General features: G+C 32.8%; 17 protein-coding genes and 2 pseudogenes. 13 read left to right on the top strand and 6 right to left on the bottom strand.

Annotation, left to right across the window (positions count from 1 at the left end):
• The 3 genes and pseudogenes from AC1Q8M_RS13605 to AC1Q8M_RS13595 all read left to right on the top strand — a co-directional run.
• Nucleotides 1–346 (top strand): annotated as a pseudogene (locus AC1Q8M_RS13605) (hypothetical protein); the annotation flags it as partial.
• The gene (locus tag AC1Q8M_RS13600) at nt 321–1,112 is read left to right on the top strand and encodes a hypothetical protein (RefSeq protein ID WP_016512497.1); all 792 of its coding nucleotides are present in this window, start codon (nt 321–323) and stop codon (nt 1,110–1,112) included. The pseudogene AC1Q8M_RS13605 and the gene AC1Q8M_RS13600, both read left to right, overlap by 26 nt.
• A 527-nt stretch (nt 1,113–1,639) precedes the next feature.
• Entirely contained in the window at nt 1,640–2,584 is a 945-nt protein-coding gene (locus AC1Q8M_RS13595; RefSeq protein ID WP_072939267.1) for a glycerophosphodiester phosphodiesterase, read from the top strand.
• 38 nt (nt 2,585–2,622) lie between these two features.
• Here the strand turns inward: AC1Q8M_RS13595 and AC1Q8M_RS13590 are convergent, their stop codons facing one another.
• Nucleotides 2,623–3,132: a DUF3916 domain-containing protein gene (locus AC1Q8M_RS13590; RefSeq protein ID WP_072939264.1), complete on the bottom strand. Its 510-nt coding sequence runs from the start codon at nt 3,130–3,132 to the stop codon at nt 2,623–2,625.
• Nucleotides 3,125–3,976, bottom strand: a complete 852-nt coding sequence (locus tag AC1Q8M_RS13585) for a LysR family transcriptional regulator (protein WP_016512498.1) — start codon at nt 3,974–3,976, stop codon at nt 3,125–3,127. The genes AC1Q8M_RS13590 and AC1Q8M_RS13585 overlap by 8 nt, the downstream gene beginning before the upstream one ends.
• Before the next feature lie 86 nt (nt 3,977–4,062).
• On the opposite strand from AC1Q8M_RS13585, the gene AC1Q8M_RS13580 reads away from it, so the two are divergent.
• The gene (locus AC1Q8M_RS13580; RefSeq protein WP_141544317.1) at nt 4,063–5,292 is read left to right on the top strand and encodes an MFS transporter; all 1,230 of its coding nucleotides are present in this window, start codon (nt 4,063–4,065) and stop codon (nt 5,290–5,292) included.
• A 109-nt stretch (nt 5,293–5,401) separates the two neighbouring features.
• Here AC1Q8M_RS13580 and AC1Q8M_RS13575 read toward each other — a convergent pair whose 3' ends face one another.
• Nucleotides 5,402–5,632: a hypothetical protein gene (locus tag AC1Q8M_RS13575; protein ID WP_000798786.1), complete on the bottom strand. Its 231-nt coding sequence runs from the start codon at nt 5,630–5,632 to the stop codon at nt 5,402–5,404.
• Between the two features lie 257 nt (nt 5,633–5,889).
• On the opposite strand from AC1Q8M_RS13575, the gene AC1Q8M_RS13570 reads away from it, so the two are divergent.
• From AC1Q8M_RS13570 to AC1Q8M_RS13540, 7 genes and pseudogenes are all read left to right on the top strand, one after another.
• Nucleotides 5,890–7,017, top strand: a complete 1,128-nt coding sequence (locus tag AC1Q8M_RS13570) for a serine hydrolase domain-containing protein (protein WP_000915203.1) — start codon at nt 5,890–5,892, stop codon at nt 7,015–7,017.
• A 329-nt stretch (nt 7,018–7,346) separates the two neighbouring features.
• Nucleotides 7,347–8,504: an agmatine deiminase family protein gene (locus AC1Q8M_RS13565; RefSeq protein ID WP_141549492.1), complete on the top strand. Its 1,158-nt coding sequence runs from the start codon at nt 7,347–7,349 to the stop codon at nt 8,502–8,504.
• A 167-nt stretch (nt 8,505–8,671) separates the two neighbouring features.
• On the top strand, nt 8,672–9,088 hold the full coding sequence (gene psiE / locus AC1Q8M_RS13560; protein WP_000916573.1) for a phosphate-starvation-inducible protein PsiE: 417 nt from the start codon (nt 8,672–8,674) through the stop codon (nt 9,086–9,088).
• A 210-nt stretch (nt 9,089–9,298) separates the two neighbouring features.
• Nucleotides 9,299–9,490 (top strand): annotated as a pseudogene (locus AC1Q8M_RS13555) (bestrophin family protein); the annotation flags it as partial.
• 231 nt (nt 9,491–9,721) lie between these two features.
• Nucleotides 9,722–10,699: an agmatine deiminase family protein gene (locus AC1Q8M_RS13550; RefSeq protein ID WP_098366125.1), complete on the top strand. Its 978-nt coding sequence runs from the start codon at nt 9,722–9,724 to the stop codon at nt 10,697–10,699.
• 42 nt (nt 10,700–10,741) lie between these two features.
• Nucleotides 10,742–11,563, top strand: a complete 822-nt coding sequence (locus AC1Q8M_RS13545; RefSeq protein WP_098855411.1) for a MerR family transcriptional regulator — start codon at nt 10,742–10,744, stop codon at nt 11,561–11,563.
• Nucleotides 11,564–11,750: 187 nt separating this feature from the next.
• On the top strand, nt 11,751–12,797 hold the full coding sequence (locus tag AC1Q8M_RS13540) for an agmatine deiminase family protein (RefSeq protein ID WP_001244187.1): 1,047 nt from the start codon (nt 11,751–11,753) through the stop codon (nt 12,795–12,797).
• A 47-nt stretch (nt 12,798–12,844) separates the two neighbouring features.
• Here the strand turns inward: AC1Q8M_RS13540 and pepF are convergent, their stop codons facing one another.
• On the bottom strand, nt 12,845–14,632 hold the full coding sequence (pepF, locus tag AC1Q8M_RS13535; RefSeq protein ID WP_098400782.1) for an oligoendopeptidase F: 1,788 nt from the start codon (nt 14,630–14,632) through the stop codon (nt 12,845–12,847).
• Nucleotides 14,633–14,749: 117 nt separating this feature from the next.
• Nucleotides 14,750–15,541 (bottom strand): arylamine N-acetyltransferase family protein, encoded by a 792-nt coding sequence (locus AC1Q8M_RS13530; protein WP_000129220.1) that lies wholly within the window; start codon nt 15,539–15,541, stop codon nt 14,750–14,752.
• A gap of 203 nt (nt 15,542–15,744) precedes the next feature.
• Here AC1Q8M_RS13530 and amyS point away from each other — a divergent pair, with 203 nt between their 5' ends.
• Nucleotides 15,745–17,286 carry an alpha-amylase gene (gene amyS, locus AC1Q8M_RS13525; protein ID WP_000476899.1) on the top strand — a complete coding sequence of 514 codons (1,542 nt, stop codon included), beginning with the start codon at nt 15,745–15,747 and terminating at the stop codon, nt 17,284–17,286.
• 155 nt (nt 17,287–17,441) lie between these two features.
• Here amyS and betA read toward each other — a convergent pair whose 3' ends face one another.
• Entirely contained in the window at nt 17,442–18,113 is a 672-nt protein-coding gene (gene betA, locus AC1Q8M_RS13520; protein ID WP_098360649.1) for a collagen-like exosporium glycoprotein BetA, read from the bottom strand.
• A 609-nt stretch (nt 18,114–18,722) separates the two neighbouring features.
• Between betA and AC1Q8M_RS13515 the strand changes: the two genes are divergently transcribed.
• A complete protein-coding gene (locus AC1Q8M_RS13515) occupies nt 18,723–20,624 on the top strand; it encodes an endonuclease MutS2 (RefSeq protein WP_072939237.1) in 1,902 nt (633 codons plus the stop codon).

Genomic DNA, 20,624 nt, shown 5'->3' with positions numbered 1-20,624 from the left:
TACTTTTATTAAAATTGAAACACCTCTATTTTTTATTGTTACTTTTCTGCTTTACATTCTTACAATCTATAAATTGACTTCTATTGGAATGAAAAGTTTTTTAAGGCGATTAAACAATGAAGAAAATGACAATATAAAAATTTCTCCAATTGTTTATTTATCAGGATTGGGATATGTTATTGGACAAATATGTATAGGTACATTATCACAAAACGGTTTAGCGACGGTCTTAATTTTAGTCTTTTCTTTATTGGCTGTTGTGTTTAGTATATCTGGAGCGTGTATATGCATATATATTGATTTGAAGAGAGAGGAAATGGATGGGATGCATAATGGACAAATATAATGGCAACAACATAGTGGATTGTATACGAATATTAATACCATTTGATATAAGGAATGTTGTAGGGGCCTTTATGTGGGTTATCATGAATTTTATGCTACTTATCATTTTATTCATATTTCCACCGTTCAATATATACTCTTACGTAGCCTTACCATTTTATGTGATATGTAATCTATGGGGAATTTGGGTTTCTATTCATAAGCCTCGGCAGCCTCAATTGCAACATTTACTATATTCTGGATTTGTTGCTTTAAGTATTTCATTTTGTAGCTTCATAGCTGTACAAAAGTTAGCTTACGAATTCGTAGAAATAGAGTCACCTTTATTTTTTACTCTATCGCTTATTGCATATAGTTTAATTGTTTATAAATCTGAATTATTCTGGATTAAATATTTTACAGCCCGCTTAAGGGGGACAACTGATCAAGATGTGAAAATTCCTAAAATTGTATATTTTTCTGGTTTAGGTTATATGATTGGTCAAGTTATTATTGGGATTTTGAGCCAAAAAGCTATGGCGATTGTGCTAATCGTTATATTGTCATTTATTTCAGTTGTTTTCCTAGCGCTAAGTACACATTTGTATTTTTACTTTGATTTCAAAAAACAAGGTATTACTTCGCGACATTTAAAAAAATTACATTCTCAAAAGAAGCCTAGACTGTCAAGAAAGGAAAGGAGACAATCCACGGCTGCTTCGGGACATGTAAATATACCACATTCTCAAAAGAAACCTAAACTTACAAGAAAAGATATACGAAATTAAGAATTTGTAATTAAATAAAACCTAGGTTTACGTAAATATCACGTCAAATGATAATAGAATTTTATCTTGTATGAATGGAAATTAAAGAAGTTAGATAGGAATCAGGCTGTACAGAAAAATTCGATAGGTTCAAATACTAATTAGTATGAGATATATAACTTATACTGGTTAAAGCTTCGTCGTACTGAAAAAATAATATTCACAAATATTAATAGGTTTGGTATGATTAATTTCGACAAGTTAATCGAGGCCGGAGATATTTGAGATAAGCCATACATTTATTTAGGGATACAGAAGTGTCCTCTAAATAAATTATGGCTTTTTTTATTGATGAACTGTAATCAATAAGGAGTTACATGTGAATAGGAGGGATATGGAAAATAAATAGTATAGTAATAACATAGGGGAATTGTATTTGTAAGATTGGAATTTTCATATAAGCTTATAAAAATAATGAAAGTATATCTTCTATTTCGTGTAAATCTCATTAACTTGTTGAAATTTGCAACGTAGGAAGGGTTAGAAGGATGAGAAAAATTATTAGCGTTTTAGTTATTTTCTTTATGACGGGAAGTATCTTTGCTGGGGGAGCTGTTCATGCGAAAGCAGAAGGGAAGCATGAATGGAATACGAATAAGTTTTTAAATATTGCACATCGCGGAGCAAGTGGACATGCACCTGAGCACACTTTTGCTTCTTATGATTTAGTGAAAAAAATGAAAGCGGATTATTTAGAGTTAGATATTCAATTAACAAAGGATGGCCAATTAATTGCAATGCATGATACAGCGGTTGATCGCACTACAAATGGAACAGGCGAAGTACGTGATAAAACGTTAAGCGAAATAAAGAGTTTAGATGCAGGATCATGGTTTAATAAAGCGTATCCAGAAAAGGCTAAGCAAGAGTATGTTGGGCAAAAAGTTCCAACTCTTGAAGAAATTTTTCGAAAGTATGGAAGAAGTATGAAGTATTATATTGAAACAAAATCACCAGATGTGTATCCAGAAATGGAAGAGAAATTGTTGGCGTTGTTACAAAAATATAATTTAGTAGGTCAAAACATGTCTTCTAGCCGTGTTATGATTCAATCATTTAGTAAAGATAGTTTGAAAAAGATTCATAGTATGAATGAAAATATTCCGTTAGTTCAATTGCTTTGGTATTATCCAAATGAAAACAATGAAATTGTCGAATGGTCTGGCATTACACATGAACCGAAAAGTGTAACGAATGATGATTTTCAAGAAATTAAAAAGTATGCAGCTGGTATTGGACCAAACTTACGTAATGATAACGGAGAACTAATTATTGATGAGTCATATATGAAAATGGCTAGGAAAAATGGACTGTTAATTCACCCTTATACAATTAACGAGAAACCAGATATGAGATTGTTAATCAAATGGGGTGCTACAGGAATGTTTACAAATTATCCGGATCGATTACATAGTGTATTGAAGGAAAAATAAGTGGAAAAGGGTATACCAGTGTTTTAGGTATACCCCTTTTAATTTAATTCCCCGATAAACAGAATCTCTTTTTCATAGCATTCATCTTCATCATAAATAATTTCTTGAAAGCGAAGTGTTTGGAAGGAATGATAAACTGAAATTTCCCATGTCTCCCCAAAATCAATTTCATTTGAAAGAAGGATCCATTTTTGAAATTCACTATTTCTATTAAAGAAATTATGAAAATAGTCCTTGTTTTTAAATATAATGATTTGCGAATCCCATAAATTATTTATAGAAATCAAAACAACAACTCGATATGTATGTGTATCGCTCGGTTTCATAGTTATTAAATGATTTGCTTGATTTAATAAGGTTTGAATACACAATCGTTTTACTTTTCTAGGTGTTTTACAAGAGGCAATAAAAGCTTGCGAAATTGGCAATAGCATATTCCAATATTCATCGTTATAGAAAGTAGAAGGGAATGTTTTTGTATGTTCCTCAATTCGCTTTATCATAGTGTTTGTTTTTCGTTTCATACCACGTATTTTCTTTTCACGCATTGAGAGTCATCTCCATAAATTTTTGTAATGCAGCAGAGTGATATATATCTTTTCTAGTAATAAAAGTAGTAGGAACTTTTTTGAAGCTATTTGGCAAAGGATTGAATGATATGTCATGTTTATGACCATTTAAAATAGACTTCATCATAATTGCTACGCCCATACCTGATTTTACACATGCGAGTATCGCTTCAATTGTTCCAAACTCTAATACTCGTTTAGGTGAAATTCCTTCTTCTTGAAGCCAATCTTCTAATAAATTTCTATAATAGCACCCGTGACTAAATGCAAGTAAATTCATGTCTCCTATGTCTTTAAAGGAAGATAAAGGCTTTTTGCTAATGAGAACTAATTCTTCTTCATGAAATATATTTGTATGAAGTTCAGCATGCTGAGTGGTTCCAGCGATAAACGCCCCGTCTAGTTTTCGTTCTAATACAAGTCTAATCAATTGTTCCGTCGTATTTGATTCTAAAATCAATTCGACTTTTGGGTATTCCTCATAATAGGCCGTTAATATAGATGGAAGTCTTACAGCGGTTGTAGATTCTGTACATCCAATTTTTAAAGTGCCCCTTGGTTCGATCCCATTACTTTGAACTGCTTTAATAGATTGATCCATTAAGTGGATAATTTGTTTAGCGTATGTTAATAAAATCTCACCGTTAGAAGTTAAAGTTACACCTTTTCCGTTTCGGTAAAATAAAGGTACACCTAGTTCGTTTTCTAGTTGTTTCATACGCATTGTTACGCCAGACTGTACATAGTTTAAATTTTTAGCTGCGTGAGATATGTTTTTTTCTTTCGCAACTTCGTAAAATACAGTTAAATCTTTTATATCCAAGTATCATCCCTCCATAAAAGGTATCATTTTTTTTGATGGATTATATGATAAATCTTTATTTTATATGATATCAGAACTTTCATACAATGGAAGGGGATGGAGGGATTATTGTGTTAATGGAAGAAAGGATGAATGGTACTTATAAGTGGGTTATGTTAATTTTTGCGACAGTTGCTCAAACAACAGCGACACTTATAACGTATGGTGTTGGAGCATTTGCTTTATTTTGGAAAGAAGAATATGCACTTACGAATACGGAGAGTGGATTGTTAGTAAGTGTTGTAAATATAGGACCGCTATTTTGTATGCTTTTTGTTGGGCGGCTACTTGATCAATACAATGAAAAGTTGTTAATTTCGATAAGTTTATTTTTACTAGGGGGTTCGTTTTTACTGACTAATATGGTCAATGGATTTAATGGGTTACTCTTTGTACTTTTATTAGTAGGAACGTTTTATAGTGTTTCGCAGCCAGGAGGAAGTAAGGTGATAATGAAGTGGTTCTCAAAAGAAAATCGCGGGTTAGCGATGGGGATTAGACAAGCCGGTATACCGATTGGTGGTACATTAGCGGGAGTATTGATCCCGTTTCTTACAATAAAATATAATATGGCCTATGCGGTAAATAGCATTGCATGCATTTGTATAATTGGAGGGTTTTTATTTTTTATATTTTATAAGGAACCATATATTCAAGAGAAAGTTAAACAAGAACGTAGTAAACTTTCTTTTTGGATGCAGTTAAAAGAAGTGATGTGTAAAAAAGAGTTGTATGCAATTTATATAACTGGCATTTGTATGATTTCATTGCAAATGGTGTTAGTTGCACACTTTATAAAATTTTTAGTATTGGAACAATCAATCACGCCAATTTTAGCTGGAAAAGTATTTTCCGTTATGTTCTTTTCTGGAATGGTTGGTAGGGTTATATTAGCAGCTACTAGTGATTTATTTTATAAGGGGAATAGGCGTACCCCCTTATTTATAACTGTTTGTATTTCTATTTTCTTCATTCTAATATTAGTAATGAGCATACATACAATAACGAATGTATTGTATGGCGTAAGTGCATTGTTAGGGTTCTTTTCAATTGGATGGTTTAGTCTTTTTATAACTGAAGTTGCGGAATCAGCAAGTGAAGAATCGGTAGGGATGACAGTGAGTTTTGCACTTACATTAAATCAAATTGCTATTATTGTTGCGCCTGCTTTATTTGGTTATATTGTAGATAAGAAGGGATATACGTACGCGTGGTTATGCATAGTTGTATTACTAACTATTTCAGCGGTTAGCTTACATAGGAAGTATAGAAAATGAAGGAATGTTAGCAATGTAAATTTTTTATGAAGAAAGTCTAAAGAAATGTTGAATGAGCGACATTTCTTTTTTATTTGTTGTATAATCAAAATGTAAATGAGATTCGTTTTCAATTTCGTTCATTACCTCTTTTGAAATTACCTGTAATTTTAGCCATAATTAGCTGTTTTTCTTTATCGTTATTTGCATGATTTATTTTATTTAAAAATTTTTCAGCATCATTTCCTTTTAATACCATAATCTGTTTTCCGTAATATTCAATTAATACCATGTTGTTTTTTATTATCCGATAATGAAACATTTTATCATCTAAACGATTGCGTTTATCGGTATTTTTCATATTACATCTCCATTCTTTTTAGTATGTAACAAATGTTACAAAAGAATTTGAAATTATAGTTTAATGCATCCGATTGTATGTTGGAAATTTTGCAAGAAAGAAATACAATAGAGAGTAGTAAAAATTGAAAATGAGAAAAAGGAATCTAGTTTTAACAGAGTGAATATTAAATAATATTATAATATACTTGATAATTAAAAGATATAAAATAGAATGGATGTACGTTAAGTGAAACTAGATAAAAGAGGGTTCCTAGTATGTTAAAGAAATGGTTAATCGTTTTCTTTATTTTTGCTGTTTTTTGTGGAAGTGTTGTTACACTAATACATGCAAATAAAGGAAAAAAATATGATACAAAGGCATTTTCTAATGTAAATAGTAAGCAAAAAGATGTTAAGCAGGAAGTTGATGCGAATGAGAAAAAGCGTTATGAAATTGCAGCTGGAAAACTAGATCAGTACTTAAAAGATAAAGGATTTAATGGGAGTGTTCTTGTAGCAAGTAAAGATCATGTCATTTTACGAAAAGGCTACGGTTATGCGAATGTGAAAGATCAAGTATTAACAACGCCAAGAACGAAATATCGCATTGGGTCTATTACGAAAACAGTAGTTGCAATATCTATTATGCAACTAAAAGAAAAAGGGAAGTTGAACATTGAAGACAATGTAAATAAATATATCCCATCGTTTCCAGCAGATAAAAATATTACGTTACGAAACTTGTTAACACATACGTCTGGATTACCAGAACAGGGACAAGGTAGTGTTGACGCAGCATCACGGTTAAAATTAGTAACGTGGATTGGGGCACAAACGTTACAATTTCCAGCAGGGACAGGATGGAAATATACAGATTATAATTATATGGTGCTTGCATATATTGTAGAAAAAATATCGAATAAACCACTTGCTGAATATGTGAAAGAAAATATTTTGACTCCTGTTGAAATGAATGAATCTGGAATGGGCGCAACACTCCCAGAAGATATTTTCTTAGCAGAAGGGTATACGAAAAAAGATAATAAGTTAATAGCCACGCCTCGCTTAAAAATGAACTGGCTGTATGGTTGTGGTGAAATGTATACGACTGTTGAAGATATGAAAAAGTTAGATGAAGCTATTATGGATGGTAAACTACTTTCCAAACAAAGTGTATCAGATATGTTTTCTGCATCACCTGCAAGAAAATATGGATTTAGTTTCTATATTTACCCAGATTATTATCATAACCACGGTGTATTAGCTGGCTGGAACACTTTTAATAATTTTAACTGGGATAAACGAACGTTTGTCATATTATTTTCTAACGTCCAAAATGGTATGAATGATGCATTTAATCAAGAATTTAGGAAAATGGCGAATGATTTAATAGAAGGAAAGTAATTATAAAAAAATCGGTATTGATATGTAATTATCAATACCGATTTTTTTATTTTGTAAAGTTTTACTTACTGAATAAAGTGAAACTTTAATCAGCGGGGCCCCACCTAACTTCTTTGCTTTCGCTGAATTTTGAGGTGGGGGTCTTACTGCCCACAAATGGCGGGATAAATAGGTAAAAAAGGTGATTGGCATTTGAATAAATCTAAATAGGTCGTTAAATGATAAGTAATGCAAAGAACAATTGGTAATTTTTACATTGATAAAAAAGCTTGAGCTTCACACTATGTGAAGCTTTACAGTATTGGAGACAAGAACAGGAGGTTGGAAAAATGAAAAAAGCAATAAAGTTTTGTTTAATAGCTACATTATCTACAACGATTATTAGTGGATGCTCTTTTGAGGGTAACAATGAAAATGTTAAAGGGAAAGAAGGAGAAAAAGTAGAGGTACAGAAAAATGCTGGGAAATATACGATGCCAGATGAAAAAGATAAACATGAAGGTACATGGCTGCAATGGCCACATGAATACACATATGGTGAAGAGTATAAGCAGGAAGTTGAACCTATTTGGGTTAAGATGGCAAGTGCTTTAACTGAGGGTGAGAAAGTTCACATTGTTGCATATGACCAGGAAGAAAAGGAGAGAATCAATAAGCTTTTAACAAATGAAGGGTTAAATATGGAGAAGATTGATTTCTTTATCGCGCCTACTGATGATGTATGGGCAAGGGATAGTGGACCAATTTTTGTTTATGACAGCAATAAAAATCTCAAAATATTAGATCCAGCATTTAATGGTTGGGGGAAGAAAACACCTTATAAAAATGATGCTCAAATACGTAAAAATGTTAGTAAACAATCAGGAATTGAAAGAATTGATTGGGGGAAATTTGTCCTTGAAGGCGGCGCAATTGAATTAGACAGCAATGGGACTGCGTTATTAACTCGAAGTTCGGTAACGAATAAAAATAGAAATCCTGATTTATCAGAAAAGGAAATTGAAAAATATATAAGTGACCTAGGGGTATCAAACTTTATTTGGTTAGACGGAGTACCTAATTTAGATATTACGGACTTTCATATTGATGGATTTGCTAAATTCCATAATAAATCTACCATTGTAACGATGAAAGAAGATGACCTAGCTGAATGGGGTTTATCCAATAAAGATATGGATACATTGTTAGATGCCAAAAATGCTTCAGGACAGAAATATAAGTATGAATACTTGCCGCTTAGTAAAGAAAAGGTTGCTTTAGAGAATGGAAAAACTCTCGATTATAAGGGATCGTATATCAATTATTATATTGGGAATACAGTTGTATTAGTGCCTAATTATAATGATCCGAATGATAAAATCGCAAACGATACGATTCAGAAGTTATACCCAGATCGTAAAGTAGTCGGTATTGATGTGAGGGAGTTGTATAAAAACGGCGGTATGATACATTGTGTGACACAACAACAACCAATTGCATTGAAGTAATTAATTGTAATTTCGTTGTGCTGCTATATAGACAAAATAGGTGAAATCTTATCTTTACCTATTTTGTCGTTCCTTATTATTTGTAAAAATAAAATTTGAATATAATGATAATTGAATTGTAGTGTATGTTCGCTTTTCGTTTTATATGGTAAAGGAGAAAAATGTTTGTGTTAAAGAATTTTAAAATAGTGTTTTCGTATTTCCCTATCGTTTTACAGTACATTTTAAATGTAGCTTTAATTTGCTTAGGGGTTGTTCTAAGTGTGTTTCTTATGAAAGAAGTCATTCAGTTTATACAAGAACTGAAATTGGATAGTAATGAATCTAGTTATCATTTAATTGATAGTATCGTTGTATTCTTTTTGTACTTTGAATTCATCGTAATGATTATAAAGTATTTTCAAATGAATTTTCATTTTCCATTACGATATTTTATATATATAGGTATAACAGCTATTGTGCGTCTCATCATTATAGATCACGATAGTCCGTTAGATTTATTGTTATATGCCTGTGCAATCTTTGTATTAATTAGTGCGTTATTCATTGCGAATTCTAAAATGATGCGTCGGGATTTAGAATAGTGAACATTTGTTGTTGAATTAAATAAGATATTTTATCTTTTTGCAAAAAAGGAGTAACGATATTGAAAGAAATAATCTTAACCAGCCTCATAATGATAGGGTTTATGATTCTATTATTTAATTGTATACTTTCGTGATTTAAAAGAATAAAAGGTTAATAGAGAAAGAGGTTTTTGTAAATATGGTTCATTACAATAATCAAAATAGTTTACATTTATAAGTTTTGCATTCATAGGTATTGAAGCAATAGGGGTTGAAATTGAAGATCCCTTTGGTCAGGATCCAAATGATCTTCCGCTAGAAGGAATTTGTATAGGAGTAGAAGCGCATTTAGTGAATTTATATAATCAAAACGATCTATTAGAAGTAATGGGTTTGAATCTTGATAAAAAAATCATTTAATCATTTATTGTTGTTTTAAAATATGGTATTTAAAAAACTTGTCAAGAGTCAATTTAAGGCTTAATGTCAGCTTTATATTCTTTATATAAATATATAATATTTCTCCATGCTATAATCCATTCATGAAATATACGCGGTTCATGAGTTGTAATGAAAAGAGAAATGAATTGAGGAATAGTTGGCTTTGTGAAATCAGTTATGTAACTACTATTAAAAAGCGAGGTAAATAATATGGAACAAAAACATAATGGGATTATTTTTACTGCAATACCAGACGAATCGAATGAATATTATCAACCATTTTATGAAGACTTGATTTACTTTAATGAATGTTTAAATGAAAAGAAATCAATTGCGGATCAACTTATATCTTTATCTGTTGAAGAACAAGACTTTCATACGAGCTGTTTTGAGTATGATGATATATGGCTAAGAGATGTTGCACCGGTTGTCACAACTCATCTAGTTAAATTTAAATATAGACCCAATTATTTGCCAGATGATCAGGGGCGATATTTAGATCAACAGTTTAATAAATGGTTGAAAAAGAATGACTTTGAATATGTGAAATCCCCATTAATATTAGATGGTGGTAATCTTATTTGGAATAAAAAAGATACCGTAATATTAACAGAACGTATATTTGATGATAACGATGATTGGACAGAAGAGGAAATTATTGAGCAGTTAGAATGGGATTTAGATGTGAGCCGAGTTATTATTATTCCTGCTGAAGAAGGGGATGTACTAGCACACGCAGACGGAATGGTTAAATTTATTGATGAACATACAATGTTTATTAGTGATTTTTTAGGGGATCATGAATTTAGATATAGTGTTCAAGAGATTATTCAAGAACAAATGCCAGAAGCTGAATTTATAGTTGTTCCTTCATCATATACAGAGAAAGGACGATATGATCAAGAGATAGCATCAGCAAAAGGGTTGTATATAAATATGTTAGAATCATGTGATGCTCTTTATGTTCCTAAGTTTGGACTAGCTAAAGATGAGGAAGTTTTACGATATATTCAACAGTATACGGAGAAGCAAGTTATTCAAATTCATGTAGGAGAAATATCAACAATGGGAGGCGCAATGAATTGTTTAACGTGGTATTGTCCAAGCCATTTGTTACCTTCGAAAATGAGAAGATTGAAAAATCAGAATGAAGATTTTTCAATGAAGAAGATTTTTGATTGGTTTTAATAAATAAGTAATGAAAAGAAAATATATTCAAGGAGTATTGATATGTATACCATCGCTGAGTTTTCTCGGATTTGTAAAATGAGTACGCGGATGTTAAGACATTATGACAAAGAGGAGATATTAAAACCGGCATATGTGAATCCGGTTAATGGGTATAGGTATTATGAACAAGAGCAGCTGGAAGTAGCATTGAAAATAAAAAAGCTAAGGGAGTATAAATTTCCTCTTCCAAAAATTAAAATTGTTTTGCAGTCATCGGATCAAGATTCGTTTGTTCAACATATACAATTACAAATTATCGAGTTGTCTCATGAAGTGAAGCAAAATTTACAGGTTATTTCAGAAATGAATGAAATGGTAATGGTGAATAGTAGTCTAAATATTGCTCGCCATAGAAGTTACGATATATTAATGGGAATGAGGAACGAAGTAACGATAATTACTCAAAGAGTAAAAATAGATATAGATGATATAGATGATTATTTTTATGACTTATATGAAGAGGTACAAAAAAGTAACTTTCAAATAGTCGGTTCGCCATCTGCAGTCTTTTATGATGAAGAATATATTCCAAGTAACAGTGATATTGAATTAAGAATCCCGGTTATGCAGGGGAATGATGAAGATGTAGTACAAGAATATGAAATGAAAAAACTAAGTCCACATCAAATCGTTACTACTATGCATTATGGAAGTTACGACTATATAGGTTACGCTTATATAGCGTTAGAAGAATGGGTTGAAAAAAATGGGTATGTAATAGTTAATTCGCCATATGAGGTTTATATAAAGGGACCTGAATGTGATTGTTTAGCAGAAGAGTATGTGACACAAATTTGTTTTTTAGTTACGAAAATAGAATGAGAATAAGGATTGACATTAACATTATGTCAATCCTTATTCTATGTACGAAAGCAATTTATCATAATAAAAAGGCGAAATAAAGAGTCACCTTATAAAGTTGCTACAAGTAAATGAAGATATTCCTGTTGACCTTAACACGATGTCAAAGTATAGACTGTACCTACATTCATATAAGGGGTGAACACGTATGAGAAATATAGAAAATAGTTTGTTTTATATGCCTGCGGAATGGGAGAAACATGAAGGTACATGGCTCCAATGGCCACATGATAAAGCACATAGAGGTGAAGGTTATAGAGCTAAGTTAGATGATATTTGGATATCGATGGCAAAGGAGCTTCACTATGGAGAAAATGTCCATATTGTTGTATGTGATGAAGAAGAGAAAATACATGTCCAATCGAAGTTAATGGAAGCTAATGTAAATATGGATAAAATTGATTTCTTAATTCAAGAAACTGATGATATTTGGATAAGAGATAACGGACCAATCTTTGTAACGGATAAGGAAGGGAATCGCTGCCTAACGCACTGGATATTTAATGGTTGGGGAAATAAATATCCGTACGAAAAAGACGCTAATATTCCGAATAAAATAAGTGAAATGTATCGCATTCCAAAAGTTGAATCTAGTGTCTGTCTAGAGGGCGGGGGAATTGAGATAAACGGAAACGGGACCTTAATGGCGGCGAAAACGTCTATTATAAATGAAAATCGAAATCCCACACTAAGTCAGAAAGAAATTGAAATGGAATTAACGAAATATTTAGGAGTAACGAATTTTATATGGATAACTGGTATACGCGGAGAAGATAATTATGATGAAGATACGGATTATCATATTGATGGCGCGGCACGGTTTGTAAATGAAAATACGATACTGTATGAATATGATCCTTTCGGTGAAGGAGAGCCATACCTTTTGGAGGCGTACGAAAAGCATTATCAAGAATTGCGACAAGCGAAAAATATAGATGGAAAGCCATTTCAGCTCATTCCAGTACCAGTAACAAGAAAAGTGGTAAAAGAAGCAGACTGTAAGGGTTCATATTTGAATTTTTATATTGGTAATGAAGTCGTATTAGTTCCTGTATATGGTGATGAACATGACAAGTTAGGGCTGCAAATTATTGAAGGTCAGTTTCCAGGAAGAAGAATTGTCGGTATTTATGTGAATGAATTGTATGCGTATGGTGGTATGATTCACTGTGTGACGCAGCAGCATATAGAATAGAGTAATTCAAATGAAAAAGCATGCAGAGCATATACTCTGCATGCTTTTTATAATGCTGAAAACTCCTCAACAAGTTGAGTGAATTGTTTCAATGCACTTTCAATCGGTTCTGGCGTAGTTAAATCAACACCAGCTTTTTTCAATAGGTTTAGTGGATAATCAGAACTTCCACCTTTCAGGAATTCAATATAATTTTTCTGAGCATTCGGATCACCGCTTAATAGTTTATCAGCGATTTGAATGGCAGATGCGAATCCAGTTGCATATTTGTATACGTAAAATGGGCGGTAGAAATGAGGGATTCTAGCCCATCCGTATTTTACTTCTTCATCAAATACAAGTGAATCACCGTTATATTCTTTAAATAGTTTTTCATAAATTTCACTGAAGACTTGTGCATTTAATGGTTTACCTTGTTCCGCCATTTCATGTGTGATTTTTTCAAATTCTGCAAACATAATTTGTGTAAAGAAAGTACCTTTGAATTTTTCAATAAAATGGTTAACTAAATGGTTACGCACGTTCGTTTCTTTTGCTTCTTTTAATAAATAGTGAATTAATAACACTTCATTTACTGTAGAAGCGACTTCTGCCACAAAGATAGAATAATGTGCAGAAATTCTTGGTTGGTATCCATGTGAATAGTGCGTATGCATACCGTGCCCGCATTCATGAGTAAGAGTGAACAGGCTATTTAAATCATCGTGATGATTTAAAAGAATGAAAGGATGAACACCATATACACCAAAGTTATAAGCACCAGAACGTTTTCCTGGTGTTTCTCTTACGTCTATATATCGTTTATCTTTAAAACTTTTTAATGTCTCAATATATTCTTCTCCTAAAGGAGCTAGTGATGCAATCATAATGTCAAATGCTTCACTATATGGGATGTCTTGTTTTGCACCTTCTACTAAATCGACGCCTAAGTCGTATTGTCTTAGTTCATCTACGTTTAATTTTTCTTTTCGAATTTCATTGTATGTATGTAATGTTTGAATGTTTTTTTTCGTTGTATCAATAAGGTTTTCATATACTTCTTTCGGAACCATATCGCCAAATAATGATTTCTCTAGCGCTGATGGATAGTTTCTTAGCTTCGAAACGGTAACATTATTTTTAATAGCAGCGGATAAAGTAGATGCGATGGAATTCTTTAACTGAACATATGGTTTGTAATATGCTTTATAAGCTTCTTTACGCTTTTCACGATTCGTATCTTCTATTAACTTTGCATACATTCCGCGTGTTAAGTTCACTTTTTCTCCATCGTCAGTCGTCACTTCACCAAATAATATATCTGCATTGTTTAACATACCAAATGTGTGCTGTGGAGAAGAAAGAGCTTCACCCATCTGTGATAAAATTGCTTCTTGGTCCTTATTCAATACGTGTTTTTTATAACGATATAATTCAAATAAGTCTTCTTTATAATATTGTAAGCCTTCTGTTTCTTCTATGTAAGAATGTAATGTGCTTTCGTCTATGCTAAGTAAGAAGGGGGAAAAGAAAGATTTAGCTGCACTTACTTTCACGTGTAATTGTGATACTTTATCGACAAGAGATTGCGCGTCAGTATCGCGTGTATCAAGGTCAGATTGTAATCGTGCATAAGCGAATATTAAAGATATTATGCTAGAAATTTCTTCACTCTTCGTTAAATAAGCTAATAAACTATTGCCATCGTGAATATTGCCATTAAACTCGTGTAATTCCTTCGTTAATACTTCAATTTTATGAAAATCACTTTCCCAATCTTCAATTGTATGGTAAATGTCTGTTAAATCCCATTTTTCTATATCAGCTACTTGTAATCGATCTTTAAGTTCTGTCATAATCATTTCCTTTCTAAACATGTAGTTATATTTCTATATAACTATGAAATACAACAAATTGCAAAAAATCCCTGCTGAAAATTGAAAAGCCTTGCTAAAATAACAAGGCTTACATACTTATAGTGTAATTCCAAATTTTGAATGTAAAAGGTTTGTAAATTGCATGTCTGTAACGGTTTCTTTCGTTTTTTTACCATTTTTCGCTACTGTAAGGCTATCTTTCGTTAAAGAGGCATGCCCATCTTCAGTTAGTTTTACAATAAGAGGTAGTTTATTAAAGGGTGACCCTTCATGTTCAACGATAATTTTTTGTGCTGTATTTGCTTTTTCTTCATCCACTTCTTCTATATAAAATGCATAGCCTAACGTCCAATCATCAGCAGAAGATTGATCCAAGAACTCATTGTTTTTCCGCATCTCTAAAATGTAGTTTCCCTTTTCGGTCATTTCTTTACGAATACGATAATCTCCTGTAACAGAGTGAATGACTTCACCTGAGAAAGGGACAGGGGCAAGAGGTAAGTATGATCCGAATCCTACTTCAATTAAATAAAGTTCATTATGATGTGTTAAAACGGTTGCAATATGGCCAGAATCAACAGCCCATATGGAGTTTGTAGCGTTATAAACTGTTCCTGAAACGAGATGAACATCGAATCCAGAATCTTTCAGGAAGTAATACATAGTAGGATTGAGTTCATAACAAAGACCGCCACGGTTATTTACTAAAATTTTCTCTTTCAAATTTTCTTTTGATATTTCTTTAAAATTCTTTTCGAGAATATTTAAGTTTTCAAAAGGAACAGTTTGTGCCATTGCGTACATAATGTTAGATAAATCTTCAAATGAAACTGTGTCTTTTTCTTCTATATATAATCGTGCGAAAAATTGTTTTTGAAAGTCTGTCATAGAAATCCCTCCGTTATGTTTTTATAGGTAAATTGTAAACAATCTTGAATAGGATGTGAAATTAAAACTACGTTGAATATTTGAAGTGAGATTAAAAATAATGTGGGAGAGTGAGAGATTGCTACTTTACTAACGGTGGAACGAATATTATAATAATTCTGATAAACTATGCAAACGCTTTCTTAGAAGGGGATGGTGTACAGATGTTTAAAAGAGTAACAATAGTCGGATTGTCAGTTGTTATGTTTTTACCTAGTATATATGAGGGGAGTAAAGCATATGCAGATACAGTTAACAATGGAACGTTAATGCAATATTTTGAGTGGTATGCTCCGAATGATGGGGATCATTGGAATCGTTTGCGTACTGATGCTGAAAATTTAGCGCAAAAAGGAATTACATCTGTTTGGATACCACCTGCATATAAAGGAACTACGCAAAATGACGTAGGATATGGAGCATATGATTTATATGATTTGGGGGAATTCAATCAAAAGGGAACAGTGCGGACGAAATATGGGACGAAAGCACAATTGAAGTCTGCAATTGACGCTTTACATAAGAAAAACATCGATGTATACGGTGATGTAGTTATGAATCATAAAGGTGGGGCTGATTATACAGAAACTGTCACAGCAGTTGAGGTAGACCCAAGCAATCGAAATGTTGAAGTATCAGGTGATTATGAAATTAGTGCTTGGACAGGATTTAACTTTCCAGGGCGTGGAGATTCTTATTCTAATTTCAAATGGAAATGGTATCATTTTGACGGAACAGATTGGGATGAAGGAAAGAAATTAAACCGAATTTATAAATTTAGGGGCATAGGTAAAGCGTGGGACTGGGAAGTGTCTAGCGAGAATGGGAATTATGATTATTTGATGTACGCGGATCTTGATTTTGATCATCCAGATGTTGCGAATGAAATGAAAAAATGGGGAACGTGGTATGCGAAGGAATTAAATTTAGATGGCTTTCGTTTAGATGCTGTTAAACATATTGATCATGAATATTTGCGCGATTGGGTAAATCATGTTAGACAGCAAACGGGGAAAGAAATGTTTACAGTAGCTGAATATTGGCAAAATGATATCCAGACTTTAAATAATTATTTAGCGAAGGTCAATTATAATCAATCTGTGTTCGATGCACCACTTCATTATAATTTTCACTATGCTTCAACAGGAAATGGGAATTATGATATGAGAAATATTTTAAAAGGAACGGTAGTTGCGAATCATCCTACACTTGCGGTTACTCTAGTTGAAAATCATGATTCACAGCCTGGTCAGTCATTGGAATCTGTAGTGAGCCCTTGGTTCAAACCGTTGGCATATGCATTTATTTTAACGCGTGCAGAGGGGTATCCTTCTGTTTTCTATGGTGATTACTATGGTACAAAAGGAAATAGTAACTATGAAATTCCAGCGTTAAAGGACAAAATTGATCCGATTTTGACGGCACGAAAAAACTTTGCATATGGTACGCAGCGGGATTATTTTGATCATCCAGATGTAATTGGCTGGACAAGAGAAGGTGATAGTGTACATGCTAATTCTGGTTTAGCAACATTAATCTCTGATGGACCAGGAGGGTCAAAGTGGATGGATGTTGGGAAGAATAACGCAGGGGAAGTATGGTACGATATTACGGGTAATCAAACAAATACTGTAACAATTAATAAGGATGGTTGGGGACAATTCCAAGTAAGTGGAGGATCAGTTTCCATATATGTTCAGCAGTAATTTGGTGATGAAAAAGAAGAGGTAGACTGAAATATAAGTTTTCCTCTTCTTTTTATATTGTGCATATTTATCCCGCTATTTGTGGTCAGTCCGATTGGTGAGGGCTTATTAAAGTTTCACTTTATTTTTCCTGAATCTTTATTGTAATAAAAGAGTTAGTCGACCTTTATAACAACAAGAGAGGCATTGGAGTATATAATGTCACCCGTGGCTTCTCTTATTCGTACTCGAAGAACATCCCCTTGATTTAAAGATAGTAAATCAGTTCTGGCGGATGTAGCTCTTATCCCATAATCACCACCAACTCGCGTTTCGATTGCGAATTGAATGGAATCGTTTATTGTAAGATTTAATATACTAGACGATATAGCTTGTATTACAAATACAATTGAAAAGGATACAGAGTACACGCCAGTGGTATCAATTGTAATAGAATTATTTAATGGATTTATAGTAGTTCCACTAGCAGGTCCTGGAATGGTAAAATTAACATTTGTATTAACTACTGCTGAAAAACCGATTCCTACTTCAGAAGTTATTGTTCCAAATACGGGAAGGATCCCTAAACCGGTTGCGCCAGTAGGACCAGTTATTCCGATTCCAGTAGGACCTGTACCCCCAGTAGGACCAGTTATTCCGATTCCGGTAGGACCTGTACCCCCAGTAGGACCAGTTATTCCAATTCCGGTAAAACCTGTCGCACCGGTAGGACCTGTGATTCCAGTAGGTCCGGTGGGTAATGTAAATGGTGGAATTGATGGTAGTGTGGGACCGATTAAATTTGGTTCTAGAGCAGTTCCATGTAAAATACTATATTCTTCACTCATATAGTAAACCTCCTATTATTGCTTGTCATAATTATTAAATGTATCAGGGGAAGGAAATGACATTCGCAATAGCGGAGGCGCTTCTTATAATTTCTCCTCAGCGAATATAGGTCTAATTTAAGAAATATTGAAGTGTAGAGTTGCGTACTACTGAAGTATGGCACCTTTACTTCTCACGTAACATATAGTATGATGATTTCAATAAATTAGATTTCAATGACTATAATATAAATTAATGAGAGGTGCTTTTTGTGAGTGCGGTAGGTACTAAATAGGAAAAATTTAATGAAATAAATCAGATAAGAACAGGGGATTTTTATGTATACCATACCCCTAGCTTTGTCATGGATTTATTTCAATACCTATGAAGATACCTACAATACTTTATAAAGCGTGTAATAAGGGGATTGCCATCTGTTTTTTATGGCTTATTTCCTCATATGTTATTACTCATGCCTTGTAAATGTAAAAGCTGCGGTATCCCCGCAGCTTTTTTGTATATATTTTTAATGTATAAAAATGGTGATTAAATAATGTAGAGCTCATTGGAATCTAATGAGTAGGTATCTTCATTTATGATAAAAATCAATCATAGTGAGGAGAAACAAAATGAATACGATGACTTTTGAAAAGTTACAATATAACGAATTAAAGGATATAGTGAAATCTTATTGTGTAAGTGGATTAGGTAAGGAATTAGTAAACAAATTAGAGCCGAGTACGAGTATAAAAGTAGTGAGAAATCGCTTGAATGAAACGACAGAAGCACGAGCTATATTAGATGCAGAAGGGCATGTTCCTTTCTTCGGCATTTCTAATATTGCTAGTACAATTCAAAAATTAGAAAAAGGAATGATTTTAGATCCAGAAGAATTAGTAAGTGTTTCAGACTTTTTACGTGGGTGTAGAAAGATTAAAAAGTTTATGTTAGATAAAGAATTTTTTGCACCAGTATTAGCTTCTTATGCAAATTCAATGACTGAATATAAAAGTATTGAAGAGGAAATTAACTTTTCAATTAAAGGAAATAGTATTGATGTAGCTGCAAGTAAAGAGTTAAAACGAATTCGAAATAATATCGATTCTGTAGATGGGAAAATAAAAGAACGTTTAACGAAGTTTTTAAATAGTAGTGCAAATAAGAAATTCATTCAGGAATTCTTTATTAGTAAAAAGGATGACCGTTATACGATTCCAATTAAATCTTCCTATAAAAATCAAGTTGCTGGAAGTATTATTGAAGCCTCGGCAAAAGGTTCTACTGTATTTATAGAACCGCATACGGTTACGAAATTGAATGCAGAATTAGCAGGTTTGAAAGCAGATGAAGCGGTTGAAGAGTATCAGATTTTAGCGACTTTATCAGGAATGGTGTTAGAAAACATTTATAGTATAAAGATTAACATGGAGCTAATTAGTCAGTATGATATGGTATTTGCGAAAGCGAAGTTTAGTAAATCGATTGATGGAATAGAACCGAAGTTAAACGATCATGGCTACATTCATTTAGTGAATTGTAAGCATCCGCTTTTAACAGGGCAAGTTGTACCGTTACATTTTAAAATTGGTCAAGAGTATCGTAGTTTAATTATTACAGGGCCGAATGCGGGCGGAAAGACAATTGTGTTAAAAACGATTGGATTGTTAACATTAGCTACAATGTCAGGTCTTCATATTGCAGGAGATAAAGGTACAGAAATCGCTATTTTCGAAAATGTATTCGTAGATATTGGTGATAATCAAAGTATTGAAAATGCACTAAGTACATTTTCGTCTCATATGAAAAATCTTTCTGAGATTATGAGGATGTCAAATAATAATACGTTACTTTTATTTGATGAAATAGGGAGCGGTACAGAACCAAATGAAGGTGCAGCACTTGCAATTTCTATTTTAGAAGAGTTGTACTTTGCGGGATGTATTACCGTTGCGAGTACGCATTACGGAGAAATTAAACGATTCTCAGAAATGCATGATGACTTTATGAATGCAGCGATGCAGTTTAATAGTGAAACGCTAGAGCCGCTTTATAAATTAGTTATCGGAAAATCAGGAGAAAGTAATGCACTTTGGATTGCGAATAAAATGAGCGTAAAAGAACATGTACTGAAAAGAGCGAAAGAGTATATGGGAAATAAAGAGTACGCATTAGAAAAAGTGAATGAAAGTAAAATTAGAAAACCGAAATTTGTACAAGAAAAAAGAGAATCTCATTATGAGTACAAAATCGGCGATCGTGTTAATTTATTGGATCATGATGATTTTGGTATCATCTATAAGGAAAAAGATAATTTTTATAACGTTGTTGTATATTATAACGGTGAATTCGTTGAAGTAAATGTAAAACGTATTACTTTAGAAGTAGCAGCGAAGGAGTTATATCCAGAAGGATACGATTTAAATACACTATTTGTTGATTATAAAGAAAGAAAAATGCAACACGATATTGAGCGCGGATCGAAAAAAGCACTGCGTAAAATTCAAAAAGAAATAAGAAAGAATAGAGGATAA

Source organism: Bacillus sp. GW823-FHT06A10, assembly GCF_058795375.1.
Note: the sequence above shows the minus strand (reverse complement) of the source record. Positions and strands in the feature narration are given on the sequence as shown.